General features: G+C 60.7%; 16 protein-coding genes. 13 read left to right on the top strand and 3 right to left on the bottom strand.

What is annotated here, in order from left to right:
* Positions 1 to 107: 107 nt before the first annotated feature.
* Both LAN64_20010 and dcm read right to left on the bottom strand, forming a co-directional pair.
* On the bottom strand, positions 108 to 641 hold the full coding sequence (locus LAN64_20010) for a DUF4928 family protein (GenBank protein ID MBZ5570112.1): 534 nt from the start codon (positions 639 to 641) through the stop codon (positions 108 to 110).
* Positions 638 to 2,212 carry a DNA (cytosine-5-)-methyltransferase gene (gene dcm, locus LAN64_20005; GenBank protein ID MBZ5570111.1) on the bottom strand — a complete coding sequence of 525 codons (1,575 nt, stop codon included), beginning with the start codon at positions 2,210 to 2,212 and terminating at the stop codon, positions 638 to 640. The genes LAN64_20010 and dcm overlap by 4 nt, the downstream gene beginning before the upstream one ends.
* A gap of 145 nt (positions 2,213 to 2,357) precedes the next feature.
* Between dcm and LAN64_20000 the strand changes: the two genes are divergently transcribed.
* From LAN64_20000 to LAN64_19940, 13 genes are all read left to right on the top strand, one after another.
* On the top strand, positions 2,358 to 3,065 hold the full coding sequence (locus LAN64_20000; protein MBZ5570110.1) for a DUF1326 domain-containing protein: 708 nt from the start codon (positions 2,358 to 2,360) through the stop codon (positions 3,063 to 3,065).
* A gap of 226 nt (positions 3,066 to 3,291) precedes the next feature.
* Positions 3,292 to 4,059 carry a hypothetical protein gene (locus tag LAN64_19995; protein MBZ5570109.1) on the top strand — a complete coding sequence of 256 codons (768 nt, stop codon included), beginning with the start codon at positions 3,292 to 3,294 and terminating at the stop codon, positions 4,057 to 4,059.
* A 547-nt stretch (positions 4,060 to 4,606) separates the two neighbouring features.
* A complete protein-coding gene (locus tag LAN64_19990) occupies positions 4,607 to 5,284 on the top strand; it encodes a glycine cleavage system protein H (GenBank protein ID MBZ5570108.1) in 678 nt (225 codons plus the stop codon).
* A gap of 424 nt (positions 5,285 to 5,708) precedes the next feature.
* On the top strand, positions 5,709 to 6,179 hold the full coding sequence (locus LAN64_19985) for a hypothetical protein (GenBank protein ID MBZ5570107.1): 471 nt from the start codon (positions 5,709 to 5,711) through the stop codon (positions 6,177 to 6,179).
* Positions 6,180 to 6,323: 144 nt separating this feature from the next.
* Positions 6,324 to 6,794: a hypothetical protein gene (locus tag LAN64_19980; GenBank protein MBZ5570106.1), complete on the top strand. Its 471-nt coding sequence runs from the start codon at positions 6,324 to 6,326 to the stop codon at positions 6,792 to 6,794.
* The gene (locus tag LAN64_19975) at positions 6,778 to 8,121 is read left to right on the top strand and encodes a 4-hydroxybutyrate CoA-transferase (protein MBZ5570105.1); all 1,344 of its coding nucleotides are present in this window, start codon (positions 6,778 to 6,780) and stop codon (positions 8,119 to 8,121) included. Before LAN64_19980 ends, LAN64_19975 begins: the two co-directional genes overlap by 17 nt.
* Before the next feature lie 82 nt (positions 8,122 to 8,203).
* Positions 8,204 to 8,383: a 4Fe-4S binding protein gene (locus LAN64_19970; GenBank protein ID MBZ5570104.1), complete on the top strand. Its 180-nt coding sequence runs from the start codon at positions 8,204 to 8,206 to the stop codon at positions 8,381 to 8,383.
* Entirely contained in the window at positions 8,367 to 9,419 is a 1,053-nt protein-coding gene (locus LAN64_19965; protein ID MBZ5570103.1) for a 3-methyl-2-oxobutanoate dehydrogenase subunit VorB, read from the top strand. Before LAN64_19970 ends, LAN64_19965 begins: the two co-directional genes overlap by 17 nt.
* Before the next feature lie 189 nt (positions 9,420 to 9,608).
* On the top strand, positions 9,609 to 11,057 hold the full coding sequence (locus LAN64_19960) for a 2-oxoacid:acceptor oxidoreductase family protein (GenBank protein MBZ5570102.1): 1,449 nt from the start codon (positions 9,609 to 9,611) through the stop codon (positions 11,055 to 11,057).
* A gap of 163 nt (positions 11,058 to 11,220) precedes the next feature.
* Entirely contained in the window at positions 11,221 to 11,955 is a 735-nt protein-coding gene (locus tag LAN64_19955) for a ZIP family metal transporter (GenBank protein ID MBZ5570101.1), read from the top strand.
* A 21-nt stretch (positions 11,956 to 11,976) separates the two neighbouring features.
* The gene (locus LAN64_19950; protein MBZ5570100.1) at positions 11,977 to 12,420 is read left to right on the top strand and encodes a hypothetical protein; all 444 of its coding nucleotides are present in this window, start codon (positions 11,977 to 11,979) and stop codon (positions 12,418 to 12,420) included.
* An 88-nt stretch (positions 12,421 to 12,508) separates the two neighbouring features.
* Positions 12,509 to 14,305 (top strand): gamma-glutamyltransferase, encoded by a 1,797-nt coding sequence (locus LAN64_19945; protein MBZ5570099.1) that lies wholly within the window; start codon positions 12,509 to 12,511, stop codon positions 14,303 to 14,305.
* A gap of 277 nt (positions 14,306 to 14,582) precedes the next feature.
* Positions 14,583 to 15,092 (top strand): response regulator, encoded by a 510-nt coding sequence (locus LAN64_19940; GenBank protein ID MBZ5570098.1) that lies wholly within the window; start codon positions 14,583 to 14,585, stop codon positions 15,090 to 15,092.
* A 120-nt stretch (positions 15,093 to 15,212) separates the two neighbouring features.
* On the opposite strand, the gene LAN64_19935 is transcribed toward LAN64_19940, so the two are convergent.
* On the bottom strand, positions 15,213 to 15,704 hold the full coding sequence (locus LAN64_19935; GenBank protein ID MBZ5570097.1) for a hypothetical protein: 492 nt from the start codon (positions 15,702 to 15,704) through the stop codon (positions 15,213 to 15,215).
* Positions 15,705 to 15,956 lie beyond the last annotated feature (252 nt).

Here is a 15,956-nt window from a genome sequence, read left to right as displayed (position 1 = left end):
TGGGCTGGAAGGACATCTGGCAACTGAGAGCAATCCTAGGAAGAGGAGAAACAGAAAAAGCTGCGACTAAGCAGGAGGTCGCGTAACATGATCCCGAGCGCCGCTCTTCAACCTCCAACTAAAAGCGGGACACTCTCGGACTTCCCTTGTTCTTTTGCAAGGCTCAACAGAGACTTGATGAAATCAACACTGGTTTTGGACTGGTCAAATACGGGTTTGAGTCTTTCGCGGCTGTGATATTCGCCCACTTTTTCGACGAGGTATTGTTGAGCGGTTCGGAGTAACCGGACACGTTCCTCACCCTGCACCTGGTCCAGCGGGAATTCGCCTAATGAGTCGAGCAGTGACCGAATATCACCCCGAAGACCGCGGTTGGTTCTTCCTCCCTCGGAAGCGAAAGGCCTGACTTCACCAAAGCGAGCGAGGATCTTCCGTAGCGCTGCTCCGCCCGCTCCTGATATCTGCGATCCACCTCTGGCGGTATGGGCATCAATCGATAAATCAAACGCCTTTTGCAACCGTTCGAGTACGACGAGCGCACCTGCAACACTCCCCTTCGCCGGTAAGCCAGCTCTGTGCTTAGACAAGCTATTGAACCAGGTTGAAACTGCTGCTCTTACAGCCTGTTCTTCTTTTGTCATTTGTTTGATAGAGCAACCGTGAATCGCAAAGATTCGGAGACAATTGGGTTGAGGTAGTGCAGCGCGATCCAACCGATGACGTCGACGCAAACAGCATCACCGAAACCAAACAGCGCTTGGTTAAGAGATCCTGAAATCACAAAATCATCTGCGCCCATGAGTCGGGCGCATTCTTTTGGAGTAAGCAGGCGTGCTTGGTACGTGCCGTAACCAGCCTTGAAGAGTATTTGGCGGCCGCTGCCGCCACGGGGTGTGCGTAGACATCCCGCAATTCCGTCCGTACGTAGTTCGGCCATCGATTTGGCGTTACGAATGCGACGAAATACTGTGCCATAACTCCATTTGCGCCCCTTGATCATGCGATCGGCGACAGCCTTATGTTTGGGACTAAACTGGTTGTACAAGTAGGTCGCGCGCGTTTCAGACCACCACTCGCTGCCATCGTCCTGCAAGTCTTCCAAGACCGCTTCTAACCGGTTGCCCCCTTCCGGCAGCTTCGGAAGCTTTCGTAATGCCCAATGTATCTCCGGATGATCGATGATGAACTTCGCCAGAGGTTTGGGGCGGATTTCACTTTCGGCGAAAAGAAATGGCTCAGGTGAACGGAGGGTGTCAACAATGACTCTGTTGACGCCCATAATGAACATGCGTTGGCGACTCTGGGGTACAAATGAAACGGCATCGATAACGAAGGGATCAACTCCGTACCCGAGGCGGTTCAGGGATAGAAGTGCGCGCTCGAAGTCCTGACCACCATGCGAGGTCAAGAATCCCGGCACATTCTCAATCAGCACAAGAGGCGGGCGGCGCTCGCCCATGCCCTCAAGAACCTGAACGAATCCCCAAAACGCTGAGGAATTCTTGCCGCTAAGGCCACCGCGTGCACCTGCGAGTGAGAGGTCATTGCACGGAAATGAGGCGGTCGCGAGACTAACATCGGGAACATCATCGCTCGAAAGGAGATGAATATCCTTAGGGGACAGATGGTCATTAGCATTCTTGAAATGACCGAGGTACATCTGTCTCTTTTGCTCATCGATATCATTGGCGAACGCCACGCGCCAGCCATTTTTCTGTAGGCCAAGACGCATTAGCCCGATGCCGGCAAAAAACTCGGCAACCGTCCTTTTTGCCAAAGCGGCACGTAACCGAACTAATGGATCACAAGTGATGCTGGTCGCTACCATCTCTGCGCACCGTTCTGTGTTCTTCGTGATGTCGCTTTCCCAAAATCGGATCACGTGCCAACCACTCTGGAAGAGAGCATCTGTTACACGGCAATCCCGGTCCATGTTGCGACGAATTTTTCGTATCCAGTAAGCCTTAGACGCGAGGCGCGCAAACTGCTCTTCAACGCTATCAAGGCCGCGCCGGTGCCACTGGTTTCCATGCCAAAAATCGCCGTCGACGAAAACGGCCACCCGGTGACGGCTAATTACTGCATCCGGCTTGCCCGGCAAGAGTTTCCTGCGACTGACGTGCAGACCACGTTGGGTCAATGATCGTCGCAACAGCACCTCCGGAGTGGTGTTGTACGACTTCACCTTCCGCATAATTGCGGAAATGGTCATCTTTGTTCTTCGTTTACGCACCGGGATTTCAGGCTGTAATTTACCCCACGAGCGTGGGCTCGCCAACAGTGTTTTGCGATTGCCCCGAACTTTAGCTCCTCGCGGAGTAAAATATCCTCAACCCTCTTGGGTGAGGAGTTCTCCTGTGAAAAAGCTTGCTTTGATCTCTATCGCACTGCTGATCGTCGTCCTGTGCGCTCCTGCGTTCGCGCAGCGGATTTCCGGCGATTACATCGAGACCCGTTCCGCCGACGTTTATACCGGACAGTGCTTCGCCAACGGCGAGGTTGGACTGACCGGCAACGAGGCTATTCTCGGCTGGCGCGTCCAGCACGGTAGCTGGAACGGCGTGGCGCTCGACGGCCTCTCCATCGCCGCCGCGGTGCGCGCCAAGGCCACCCTCGGCGATCCGTACGAGAATCCGTATCCGGCCAAAGCGGTGCTGATTGTGGACGAGCAGGCCACGCCTGCACAGCGCGCGGCGCTGGTCAGCTTTGCCGAGCACATGGGTGGACGGCTGCTGGAAAACGTCGAAAAGGTGGTCGCCGCGCCGGTCGAGCTGGTGATGTCGAGCGAGCACCATGGCCGCGCCCTGCTGCGCGCCGGGCAGTTCGCGGTGGTGCAGACGCGCGCCATCAACGAGAACGATCACCTCTGCGGCAACGAGGTGACGTTCTATCCGCCGCTGACCGAGACGGCGCACTCCATGCCGGCGGTCGCCCTCACCGATGAATACAAAGGTCCATCGCTGGGCGAAAGCTGGTCGGTGCACGATAAACGCAGCGCGTTCGTCGGGACGTTTGCCGTCGGCGGCGCGACTGCCACGGCACATCATCCGACGGCGGGCGAGTAAGACCGTTAGCCACAGAGGGCGCGGAGGAACGATTTGGTAATTTCGTAAGTTGGTAATTTGGTAATTTAAGAATCCGAAATGCAGACACTTGTGAATTGGTTGAGAAGCAAGCCAGCGAAATTTCGGAGTTGGGCCAAATTGCCAAATTGCACAATTACCAAGTTGCGAAATCGGCTCCGTGTCCTCGGTGGTTAGCTTCAGCCGGCCGCAGTAAACTGAACGCATCATGCGCATTCGCAACCTGCCTGTTCTCTTCCTTCTCCCTCTTCTGGTTCTTTCTTCCCTGCTTGCGGCGGCGCAGGTCAAGCTGGAGAAGATCGGTCCGCCGAGCGATGCTGCCGTTCCCGCGGCAGTGCGCTCGGCGCTTGATCCCAGCGGCGCCAAGTTGGTGCGTGCCGACGGCAGCGTCTTGTGCGAGATCTGGCTGCGCCAGACGCCGCTCCCGGCGGGTAAAGCAGCGGCTGCGAAAGGCACGACCTATCCCGAGCTGGCGCCAGGAATGTTTGTCGGCCTGATCTCGTTCCCAAACGGCGGGAAAGACTTCCGCGGGCAGCCGGTCAAAGGCTACTTCACCATGCGCTACGCGCTGCTGCCGGAGGATGGCAACCACCTTGGCGTGGCGCCGACTCGGGATTTCGTGCTGCTGTCACGAGCGAGCGACGACAGCGACCCCAGCGCGCCCTACGACTTCGCGCAGTTGGTGAAGCTGAGCGCGCAGGCCGCCGGGACCAACCATCCGGCGGCATTCCTGCTGTTGGCGCCTGATAACACCCCCACCCCTTCGACTTCGCTCAGGGCAGGCTCTATCGCGCCAAAGGCGGGCGGCGATAAGGGGGGGCCACCCACGGGCGGCGATAAGGGGGGGCCACCCGCAACCGAGCCGCGTACCTACCAGAACGCTGACAGCTACCAGGTGTTTGCCGGCTCGGTGAAGACCGAGCGAGGAGAGAGCGTGCTGATCGCGCTGGTGGTGAAGGGGCAGGCGGAGCAATAAAAAGGTCGATGGTCGTTGGTCGATGGGTCGTTGGCTGTCAGCCATCAGATCTCAGCTATCGGCACTGTCACCCGCTGAAGCGGGCTCGACCATGCCTGCGACGCTTTCCCCACGGCTTACGCCGTGAGCTACGTTCTGTCGCAAGCTGCGCGTGTTCACAGCCTGTGAACGTAGGCTATAGCGTGCCCACGGCAAATGCGCTCAAGCACTTGGAGTTGACGCTGCGGAAAAATGCAACAGGTGGTGCTGAAGAAATCAGCAAGCCTGCAGTGGCTTGTAAGTCATTGATTCTTAGTTGGCGCTAGATGTGGGAGCGCCGAACCCGCCGAAAACGCCGCTTAAAAGCTCATCAAAGCGCCGCTGTAGAAATAATCAGTAGTATTCCGATGTGCGCCTGTGTGCGGCGCGCAAGTCTATGGTTTCACTATAGATAAGTTGGCGCAGTGGTGATTTCGACAGGTGCAGTGAGTCATGGCACGGTGATTGCCTTAAGGAAGAGTGGCGAACGGCCCATGCGGAAGAAGAAAGGCCAGCCGGAGGCAAGCATATGACAGTCATTCTGGTTCTCTCGACCTTCATCGTTTTCCTACTCATTGATCACTTCTTCAGCAAGAAGCACGCGGTCCGGATTGCGGTCCAGCCGGTTGCGGTGGCGCCGCGGGAGAGCGTTCCGCGCCTGCAGCCGAGCATGGTCGGCGGATTCCAAGTGCCAGAGAACCTGCGGTTTCATCCCGGACACGCCTGGGCGCTGAGTGAGAGCCCGAGCCTGGTGAGGGTGGGCATGGACGACTTCGCCAGCAAGTTAGTGGGAAAGATCGAGCGGCTGTCGCTACCGCAGCGCGGGCAGTGGATCCGGCAAGGCCAGAAGCTGGCGAGCATCTATCGCGACGGTGCGAAGGTGGACATGGTGTCGCCGATCGAAGGCAGCGTTGCCGACGTCAACGACGCAGTGGTGCAGAATCCCGAGCTGGCGCGCAAGGACCCCTACGGAGAAGGCTGGCTGGTGACGGTACAGTCGCCGGATGCAAAGACCAACTTCCGCAACCTGATGGGCGGAGCGCTGGCGCGGTGGTGGACGGAAGAAGCTTCGAGCCGGCTGCAGCGGCGAATGCCGGCGGCGCTGGGCGCGTTGGCGCAGGATGGCGGCGTAGCAATGGACAACCTGACGGCGCAGTTGCCGGAGCAGAACTGGACGGAGCTGACGCGGGAGTTCTTCCTGAGCTAGTGGCCGAGGGTGCGTTCGCCAATGAGTTGGGAGTTTCAAGATGCGAGTTGCGAGCAAAAAGGCTCGCAACTCGTTTTTGCTGCGGGGTTTGCCACGGGAGCTGAGGTGCGCGCCGCGGTTGCCAAAGCTGAGGCCAGAACGGGGCAAGCGGCGTTTGGGCGGTTACGGGAAATGATTGCAGAAACGGCACTAGGTGAGAAATATCACCCCCAATTGTGACATGAATCACGGCGATTTCTTACGGCGAGACCGAAACTGTGATGTAAGGGATGTGGCTCCGGAGAGTCGGAGGTCGAAGCTTTGACGGCCGACGGCATCGCAGCAGGCTTCGCAAGGAAGTTCCACCGGTCACGGCGGCAGCAGTGCGCCGCGACAGCCGTCCGCAAGGGCGGCGGAGAGCAGGCTGCTACGGCAGGAGGATCATATGTTGCTGGCATACCGGTTGGTACGACTGATTGAAACGCATGCAGACCGGCTGGCCAAAGGGCTGCTGGTAAAGCTGCAGAATTGTGAGAAGTGCGCGGCATTCAAAAAGGTGCCGTCGCAGGAGTTCGAGCAGCGGGTGTACGAAATCTACGATCACCTGGGCGAATGGCTGTTGGGGAAGAAGGAAGAAGACGTGGCGCGGCGTTATACCGAAATCGGCAAGCGGCGTGAAGCGCAGGGCGTGCCGATGAGCCAGTTGATTTACGCCATCATGCTGACGCGCGAGCACCTGTGGGAATACCTGAAGCACGAAGCGAACGTGGAAAAACCAGTCGAGGTCTTCGGCGAGCTGGAGGTGTTGGAGCTGCTCGACCAGTTCTTCGACCGGGCGATGTACTACGCGACGCAGGGCTACGAAAAAGCGCATGCCGCCAGGCCGGAGAGAGAGCTGACGCATGCCGGACGCTGAGGAAGAGCGCAGGCTGGGAAAACCGGGCTTGCGGAGTGAGGAACCTGCGGCGGCGAGGGCGCTGCCGCGCATCGCCGGCAGCCGCGCATCTGCCACCTGCGGGCCGATGCGGGCGCCGGAGCTACCCGGAGATAAGGAGAAGTCATGCCATTGGCGCGTCGCTTGGTGCAACTGATTGAAATGCACTCCGACCGGCTGGCGGAGACCATGCTGATGAAATTGCAGAGCTGCGAGAAGTGTCCGACATTCAAGAACGTGCCTCGGGAGGAGTTCCGGCAGCGGGTCTACGAGGTGTACGAACACTTGGGTGAATGGCTGACGAGCAAGAAGGAGGAGGACGTAGCGCGACGGTATACCGAGATCGGAGTGCAGCGCAAGCGACAGGGCGTGGTGCTGAGCGAGTTGATGTACGCCATCATTCTTACCCGCGAGCACCTGTGGGACTACCTGCAGCACGAAGCCAACCTGGAGAAGCCGGCGGAGGTCTTTGGCGAACTGGAGATGCTGCAACTGCTGGAACAGTTCTTCGACCGGGCGATGTACTACGCGGCACGGGGATACGAACAGGCGCGCATCGCGCGGGAAAGCGAGAAAGTCCATGTCATGGGACGTTGATTACAAGCGCAAGCTGATGAACGCGGTAGACGCGCTGCGCTGCGTGGAGTCGGGGATGCGGGTGTACATCCACCCGGGATGCGCCGAGCCGGAATCGCTGGTAGAGGCGCTGATGGAGCGGGCGCCATTCGTTCGGGACGTGGAGATCATCCACCTGATGACGATGGGAAGTGCGCCCTATGTCGCGCCGGAGATGGCGGGACACTTCCGCCACAACGCAATGTTCATCGGCGGAAACGTGCGCGAGGCGGTCAACGACGGCCGCGCCGACTACACCCCGGTGTTCCTGAGCGAAATCGAGGGGCTGATCGAGAGCGGACAGATGCGCATTGACGTGGCGCTGATCCATGTGTCGCCGCCGGACTCGCACGGGTACTGCTCGCTGGGCGTGGGCGTGGACACGACGATGACGGCAGTGCGCTGCGCGAAATTCGTGGTGGCGCAGGTGAACGACCAGATGCCGCGCACCTACGGCGACTGCTTTCTGCACATCAACCAGATGAACGCGTTGGTGGAAACGTCGCGGCCGCTCTGCGAAGCGCCGAAGGTGGAGATCACCAACACGCATCGGGCCATCGCACGGCACGTAGCGACGCTTATCGAGGACGGTTCGACGCTGCAAACCGGGATCGGAGGCATCCCGGACGCGGTCCTGCCGTACCTGGCCGACCGCCAGGACCTGGGAGTGCACACGGAGCTGATCAGCGACGGGGTAATCCCGCTGATCGAAGCGGGCGTGCTGACCGGCCGGCGCAAGACGCTGCTGCCGCGCAAGATCGTGGTTTCGTTCGTGCTGGGCAGCAAGCGGCTATTCGAGTACGTCAACGAGAATCCCATCTTTGAATTCCGGCCGAATGCGTTCACCAACGACCCGCTGCAGATTGCGCGCAACGATCGCATGATCGCGATCAACTCGGCGCTGCAGGTTGATTTGACGGGGCAGGTGTGCGCCGACTCCATCGGCACGCAGTTCTACAGCGGGATCGGCGGGCAGGTGGACTTTATCCGCGGGTCATCGCGCTCCAAGGGCGGAAAACCGATCATCGCGCTGCCGGCGACCGCCAAGAACGACACGGTGTCGCGCATTGTGCCGATGCTGGACCCGGGAGCGGGCGTAGTGACCTCGCGGGGCCTGACACGATACGTGGTGACCGAGTTTGGCATTGCCTACCTGCATGGCAAGACGATCCGGGAGCGGGCCCAGGCGCTGATCTCGATCGCGCACCCAAAGTTCCGCGATCAGTTGTTCGAATACTGCGAGGGCACCAAGTGGCTACAGCGGAACCACATGGCGCTGGCGAGCGTGGAGGCGTCTTCGCGGCCCTGATAGCGGGCTTCGGGCTCCGGGCTTCAGGTCAGGAGTGCGGTGTCAGGACGCATTGGTTGAAATTCAGAGTACGAGGTGCGGGATGGCGGCTGTATCGCGCGGTAGCGTGAGGATCAACGTCGAGGAATGCAAGGGCTGTGGCCTTTGCGTGGATTCGTGCCCGCCGAAGTGCCTGGCGCTGGCACCGGAACTGAACGCCTACGGGGCACATCCGGCGCGGTATGCGCGCGCGGCGGAGGCGGTCCATGCGACAACTCTGTAAGGGAAACGTCGCGGTGGTGAAGGGCGCGGTGCTGGCGGGATGCCGAGCCTATTATGGATATCCCATCACACCGGCGAGCGAGATCGCGGAGTACGCCGCGCTCTACATCCCGGAGGTAGGCGGGACGTTCGTGCAGGCGGAGAGCGAGGTCGCGTCCATCAACATGGTGTATGGCGCAGCTTCGACCGGCGTGCGCGTGATGACGGCGTCGTCAGGGCCGGGACTCAGCCTGATGCAGGAAGGAGTTTCCTACCTCTGCGGCTCGGAGCTGCCGTGCGTGATCGTGGACGTGGTGCGCGGCGGGCCGGGACTGGGGAACATTGCGCCGGAGCAGAGCGATTACTTCGCCATGGTCAAGGGCGGCGGACACGGGAACTATCACAACCTGGTGCTGGCGCCGGCGTCGGTGCAGGAGATGGCGGACCTGACCATGCTGGCCTTTGACTTGGCGGACCGCTATCGCAACCCGGTGGTCGTGCTGAGCGATGGTTTTGTCGGGCAAATGATGGAGCCGATTGAGTTGCAAGTCAAAGAAGTCAATCTGCCCGAGAAGCCCTGGGCGGTAAAAGGCACGCCGGAAACGCAGAACAACCTGATCTGTTCCATCTACCTGGAGCCGGACGACCTGGAAAAACACGAGCGCAAACTGGAAGCCAAGTACAAGTTGGCGCAGATGCTGGAGCCGCGGCATGAGACCTACATGACCGACGACGCGGAGATCCTGCTGGTCGGGTACGGGATCGTGTCACGGGTGCTGCGATCGGCGGTGGACGAGGCGCGGGCACAGGGCTTGCGAGCGGGACTATTGAGGCCGATCACGCTGTGGCCGTTCCCGTCGATAGCGCTGGCGGAGACGGCGGCGCGCTGCAAGACGGTGCTGACGGTGGAGATGAGCACCGGACAGATGGTGGAAGACGTAAGGCTGGCAATCAACGGCAAGGTCCCGGTGGAGTTGTATTCGCGGATCGGGGGGAATGTGCCGTCGGTGGAGGAAGTGCACGCCCGCATGCTGGAATGCGCGGGAGCGGAAGTCTAGAAGCAGTGGCCGGTGGTCAGTGGCCAGTGGCTGGAGTCGGTGAATCAGAGCACACGAGTCGAGAAGAAGATCCCCACCCTATCTCGCCAAACCCAGGCGAGATAAGGGTGGGGCAACCGCAATCAAGAGCATTGGCGATTGAGCACACGCGAGAGCGCGTGTGTGACACGGGTAAGGCGGAGGCTTAGGGTGGCTGAATACGAGATTATCCACGAGAAGTCGCCGGTATTTTACGAGCGCTACGAGCGCAAGAACGAGCTGCAGCACCAGACGCACTACTGCCCGGGCTGCGGACACGGAGTGGCGCACAAGCTGATCGCCGAAGCGATCGAAGAGCTGGGGCTGCAGGAGCGGACGATTTTTGTCAGCCCGGTGGGCTGCTCGGTGTTCGCGTACTACTACTTCAACACCGGCAACGTGCAGGCAGCGCACGGGCGCGCGCCGGCGGCGGCGACGGGCATCAAGCGCGCCTGCCCGGACAAGATCGTGATCAGCTACCAGGGCGATGGCGACCTGGCGGCGATCGGGACGGCGGAGATCGTGCACGCGGCCAATCGCGGCGAGAAGATCACCGTCTTCTTCATTAATAACGCGATCTACGGTATGACCGGCGGGCAAATGGCGCCGACGACGATGGTGGGGCAGACCTCCACCACCAGCCCGTGGGGACGGCGGCCGGAGAATGAAGGCTTCCCGCTGCACGTGTCGGAGCTGCTGGCGACGCTGGAAGCGCCGGTGTACATCGAACGGGTGGCGCTGTCGGACAACAAGAACATCATGAAGGCGCGCAAGGCGGTGCGCAAGGCGCTGGAGTTGCAGCGCGACGGCGCCGGGTTCTCGCTGGTGGAAATTCTGTCGCCGTGCCCGACCATATGGAAGAAGGACCCGGTAGAGGCGCGCAAGTGGGTAGCGGAGAAAATGATCCCGCAGTTCCCGCTGGGCGTGTTTCGCGATCGCAGGGTGGAGATCCCAAAAATCGACGTGCCGCAGAAGAGTGTCGCCGAAGCGCTGGAGTTGTGCGAAACCCCGGGCCAGGGACTCGCGCCGCATCATCACGGCAAGCCGTCCACGATCAAGGTGGCCGGGTTCGGCGGGCAGGGCGTGCTGCTGATGGGGATCGTGCTGGCGGAGATGGGCATGCGCGAGGGCCTGGAGGTGAGCTGGCTGCCATCGTACGGGCCGGAGATGCGGAGCGGGAGCGCGCATTGCCATGTGTGCCTCGCCAAGGAGCGCATCGGGTCGCCGCTGGTAGCGCATCCGGAAGTGCTGGTGGCGATGAACGAGCAGTCGCTGCGCAAGTTTGCGCCCACGGTGGCTTCCGGGGGACTGATCCTGTACAACCACGACAGTCTGCCGCAGGATTTTGCGGTCAGTCATGCGCGCGTAATGTGCCTGCCGGCGTCGGAGGTTGCCGACAAGCTGGGGTCGGCGAAGGTGGCGAACGTGATCATGCTGGGCGCGCTGCTGGAAGAGACGGAATGCCTGTCGCCGGAAACGGCGATGGCAGTGATCGAGCAAATGGTAAAGAAGCCGGAATTGCTGAAGCTGAACGGCGAGGCGCTGCACGCCGGGCGCGTCTTCGTGGATCACCAGGTGAGGGTCGGGGCAGTGAGCCAGCCGGACGGGTTTGCGTACTAGCTCTTAGCTGTTAGCTTCTAGCTCTTGGCTAGAACGAATGTCAGCCCGGCGTACGAGGCCGGGCATTTTTGTTGAGGAATTGCCCACCCTGTCTCGCCAACAGCGGGCGAGACAAGGGTGTGGCAACCGCGATTGTCAACATGACTTTGATGGGCTGGGATTCATGAAAGCGGCGCTGCTGGCGAGCCTGCTGGCCGGGCTGGCGACCGGGCTGGGCGGCGTAATGATCGCGCTACTGCCCCGGATAACGCGCCGCATGTACGACACGCTGCTGGGATTCTCGGCGGGCGTGATGCTGGCGGCGGGATCGATCACGCTGCTGTGGCCGGCGCTAACACGAAGTGGAATCGTGCCGGCGGCGCTGGGACTGCTGACGGGCGCGCTGCTGGTATATCTGCTGGAACTCGCCGTGCCGCACCTGGAGCCGCACTTCGCGCCGCAGCTTACCGGGCGAAGCAAGCGATTGGGCCTGCTGATGGCGGCGGCGCTTACGCTGCATCACGTGCCGGAAGGGCTGGCGATTGGCGTCGCGTTCGGCAGCGGGACGAAAGGCCTGGGCGCGATCGTGGCGGTTGCGATTGCATTGCAGAATATCCCCGAGGGATTAGCGGTGGCCATGCCGCTGCGTGCTGCCGGGTTCTCGCGCACGAAGGCGATCGCGTGGGCATCGCTGTCGGGATTGACCGAACCGCTGGCGGCCGCGGTGGGCGTGTGGTTCGCGGGCAAGCTCGATGGCATGATGCCGTTCGGCATGGCGCTGGCGGCGGGTGCGATGATCTTTGTGGCGTCGGACCAGCTTATCCCCGAGAGCCACGCGCAGTCGGATTCCAAGTCGCCCTCGCTGGGACTGATTTCCGGGTTTGTGCTGCTGGCGGTGCTGACGAAAATCGCATTTTAAGCCAAAGGACGGACAGAGAGCGTGGACCGCGAAAAGAAATTCCCATTGCCATGGGCCCGCTTCACCAAACAGCTTGCGGAGTTGCCTCTCGTCGGTCGGGAGGAAGCGATCTCATTCCTGCAGCGGAGTGCCAGCATTCGTGGCGTCGAGGATACATGGAAAGAGAAACGTATCGAGTATGCGGTGATATGCAACTCAGTTGAGGATGTCGCTGACTTCGCATTCCTAAGCGTCGATTACAACGGCGGAAGTGTTTCTAAGTTCGTCGACTCAGCAAGAATTCTCGTTGAAGAACAGACGATCATTGTGCGGCCGGGCCTTCCTCACCTGTTTGCGCGGCATTCGCACCAAGTTGGCGATTCATCCGCTGAATATTGGTTCAGGGCCCTCCGCTTCGGCGAAACTACGTTTGTATGTGACGATGTGATCGCAGGAAGTGAAGGGCTCAGCCGTCGCCGGCGCTAAACGGACAAATCATCCTGACTTCCTTTTGCTCCTTGTTTTGTCTCCGTGTCTCCGTGGTAGATTTTTCTGATTGCCCAGGAGTGTCGAAATGGCTGAGACCGAGAAGTACACGCCGCACAGCTTTGCGGCGACGACCCTGAAGCCGCAGGTGATGGGGCGGCGCGGAGTGGTGGTTGGCGGGCATCCGCTGGTGGTCGAGGCGGGCATGCGCATGCTGCAGAAGGGCGGCAACGCGGTGGATGCGGGTGTGGCGACGGTGTTCGCGGCGGCCGTGGTGGAGCAGGCGAGCTGCGGGCTGGGCGGAGAGGTTCCAATCCTGATCAAGCTGAAAGGCAAGCCAGTGGTGGCGGTCAACGGCACGGGCGTGGCGCCCGCACTGGCGACGGCGGAGTTCTTTCGCAAGCTGCCGGCGGAGGATCCGCGGCGCGGACCGTTCCCGGTCATGATCGCTGGGAAGAACGGAATCATTCCGGCGTACGGCCCGTTGAGCGCGATAGTGCCGGGAATGATTGACGGCCTGCTGGTTGCGCTGAAGGAATGCGGCACGGTGAGTTTCGCGGAGGTCATCCAACCGGCTATCGAGCTGGCGCAAGGATTTCCCGCCGACCAGCGGCTGGCGGGCACGCTCCAGCAACACGAGCCGACGTATTGCAAGTGGCCGACGTCGCAACAGGTGTACAAGCCGAATGGCAAAGCGGTGGAAGAAGGCGCGGTGTGGTCGCAGCCGGAGCTGGAGCGAACGCTGCAAGCGATGGTCAAGGCGGCGAAAAAGGCAAGAAGGCAGGGGCGCGCGGCGACGATTGATGCGGTGCGCGACTATTTCTATCGTGGGCCAATCGCGAAGAAGATCGGCCAGTACTGCGCGGAGAGCGGGTGCCTGTTGCGCGAAAGCGACCTGGCGGCGTTTCGGGCGAAGGTGGAACAACCGCTGAGCACCACCTATCGCGGCGCGGAGGTATACAAGGTCAGCTACTGGAGCCAAGGCCCGGTGTTGCTGCAGAACCTGAACCTGCTGGAAGCATTCGACCTCAGGGGCATGGGGCACAATTCGACGCGGTACGTGCACACCGTGGTCGAGGCGATGAAGCTGGGGTACGCCGATCGCGATGTGTATTACGGAGATCCGGAGCTTAGCAAGATTCCGGAGCAATTGATCTCCAAGGAATATGCCAACCTGCGGCGCGCGCTGATGAGCGCGACGCAGGCTTCGGCGGAGCATCGCGTGGGCGATCCGGAGCGGATGAAGGCGGAGGCGCCGGCGGAATTCGTGCGGGCGCGGCTGCGCGACCGCAATGCGGAGCATCAGGACACGACGTGCGTGAACGTCATCGATCAAGACGGGAACATGTTCTCGGCAACGCCGAGTGGAGCGTGGATTCCGGCGATGATGGCCGCCGACACCGGCATTCCGCTGACACAGCGCGCGCAGGCGTTTGTACTCACCCCGGGACATCCCAACCAGATCGGGCCGCGGAAGAGGCCGCGAATCACGCTGACGCCGACGATTGCGCTCAAGAACGGCGAGCCGTGGCTGGCGTTTTCGACGCCGGGCGCCGACAGCCAGGACCAGACGCTGCTGCAGATTTTCCTGGACGTAATCGAGTTCGGGATGCAGCCGCAGGAAGCAGTCGAGGCAGCCCGATTCAATTCCGTCGCCATGTACAGCTCGTTCGACGATCACGGCGACAACCCGCTGGGATTGCAGATGGAGGGCCGCTTCCCGGACTCGACGCTGGAGGAACTGCGCGCCCTCGGTCACAAGCTGATCGTCGTGGGCGACTGGCAGAACCCAAGTTCGCCGACGATGGTCGAGTACGACGCCGCCCATGGAGTGATCAAGGCGGGCGCCGACGTGAGGGGGCATCGCTGGGCTGCGGGATGCTGAGTGCTTTGGCGATCAGTGATGGGAGCGGATGTAGGGAATCCCAACGGCACCACACGTTGCGGAAGCCAGTCCCGTTACCTGCCAGATTTTGCCATGTTCGAGTAGGAACTACCCATCAGTTTTCCACAGCCTCAGCCTAAGTAATTGAACCTACTACCGTGCCCGTTGGCCCACCAGGTGCAGTGTAACCACGCACTTCTCGTGGTTCGGCCCGCGAGGACTGCTTTCCCCTGGTAGGCGTCTGCCGCGTTGTCCGGGCCCACGCCGAGGAGACTATATGCGGCAACGAGAAGTCCTTTGCATTGATGACGACGATCAGAGCCTGAAGGTCAGAAAGATCCTCCTGGAGACGTTCGACTTCCGTGTGACCACAGCCAGCAGCGGGCGCGAAGGGCTGCAACTGTTGCGTTCTAAGAAAAAAGTAGATGCTGTGGTGGTGGATTACCAAATGCCCGGGATGGATGGCGGCGAAGTGGCGCGCGCGGTAAAGGACTTGCGTCCGGCAATGCCGGTACTGGTGCTGTCGGCGCTGCCGTTGCTGCCGCAAGAAGCGCCGCGCGAGTGTATCGACGCGTTTCTCACCAAGGGCGGTCCGACCAGCAAGCTGGTGCACGAGATCGAGCACATGATCGCGGCTGCGCCGGAATCGGCGAAGGAAAGAATGCGCGCCGTGAGGATGGTCGGAGCGATGTCCGGCATGGTGGCAGAGAAAGTGCGCGGGCTGCTGGGCAAATCGGAAGCGCAGCCGGCGAGGAAAGTCGCGCACGTGCCGGCGAGAAGCAACTAGTGCAGGCTTTTCCCTCCGCAGTGAAAATTCGAGAAAGGTCGGGAAGAAGAGACGGATGCGAGCGCTGATGGGGAGGCGAACTGCACCCCAGGCTTGCCGCGGCACAGGGGAGGAGTCGCTCTATTTCTTAGCCATAGAATATTCGCCGGTGCAGTCCCAGGTGGCGGATTGGTCTGGATTGCCGGCTCCTTTGCAGGTTCCGCTGGCCTTTCCGCCCTTCATTTTGCCCCCGCCTTCCCGCAGAGTCCACTTGTCGCTACCCGCCTGCAAGGCGCCGTTTTTCATGGTGCCCGTCATCTGGTAAGTGTAGAAATTCTTGTCCCCGTTGGCCATGGTTTCAACAAACTCGCCGTGGCCGGTGAATTTGTCGCCATTGACTTCAATAAACTCAGTGCCAACACCGGACTTTCTCTTCACGCCGTCGAACTCGCCTTTGGTGGAGGTGCAGTTGATCTGTTCGACGGAGTAGGCGTGGCCGGGCTTGTCTCCGACGTTGATACTGTGCTGATTGGAAGGCTTGTCGCACTTCCACTGGTTGTCTAACTTGACTTGTGCCAGTCCTGCGCTCGACAAAAGACACACTACACACAGAACCAGCCATAGCTTCTTCATACCTGCCTCCTTGTTTTTCGTAGCAGTGCCGGGACCTGGGTGACTTACTTCTGCATCGGAAAACCTGGGCCAGAATGACTCGTTAAAGGTTTCTAAAGCCCCACGGCGAACGGACCGGGAGGGTGTCCCATCCATAGTTGAAGGTTGAGGGGCGGTTCTCGACCCGGCTCTTGATAGAGTCGGGTTGGAAACTTTCTCAACGAAAGGAGAACCGCCTTGAAGCGAAGCTACCACACCCTCAGCACTTTGGGA

The organism is Terriglobia bacterium, assembly GCA_020073185.1.
Classification (GTDB): domain Bacteria; phylum Acidobacteriota; class Terriglobia; order Terriglobales; family Acidobacteriaceae; genus JAIQGF01.
The sequence above is the reverse complement of the archived record's forward strand: the minus strand, read 5'-3'. Positions and strand labels throughout refer to the sequence as shown.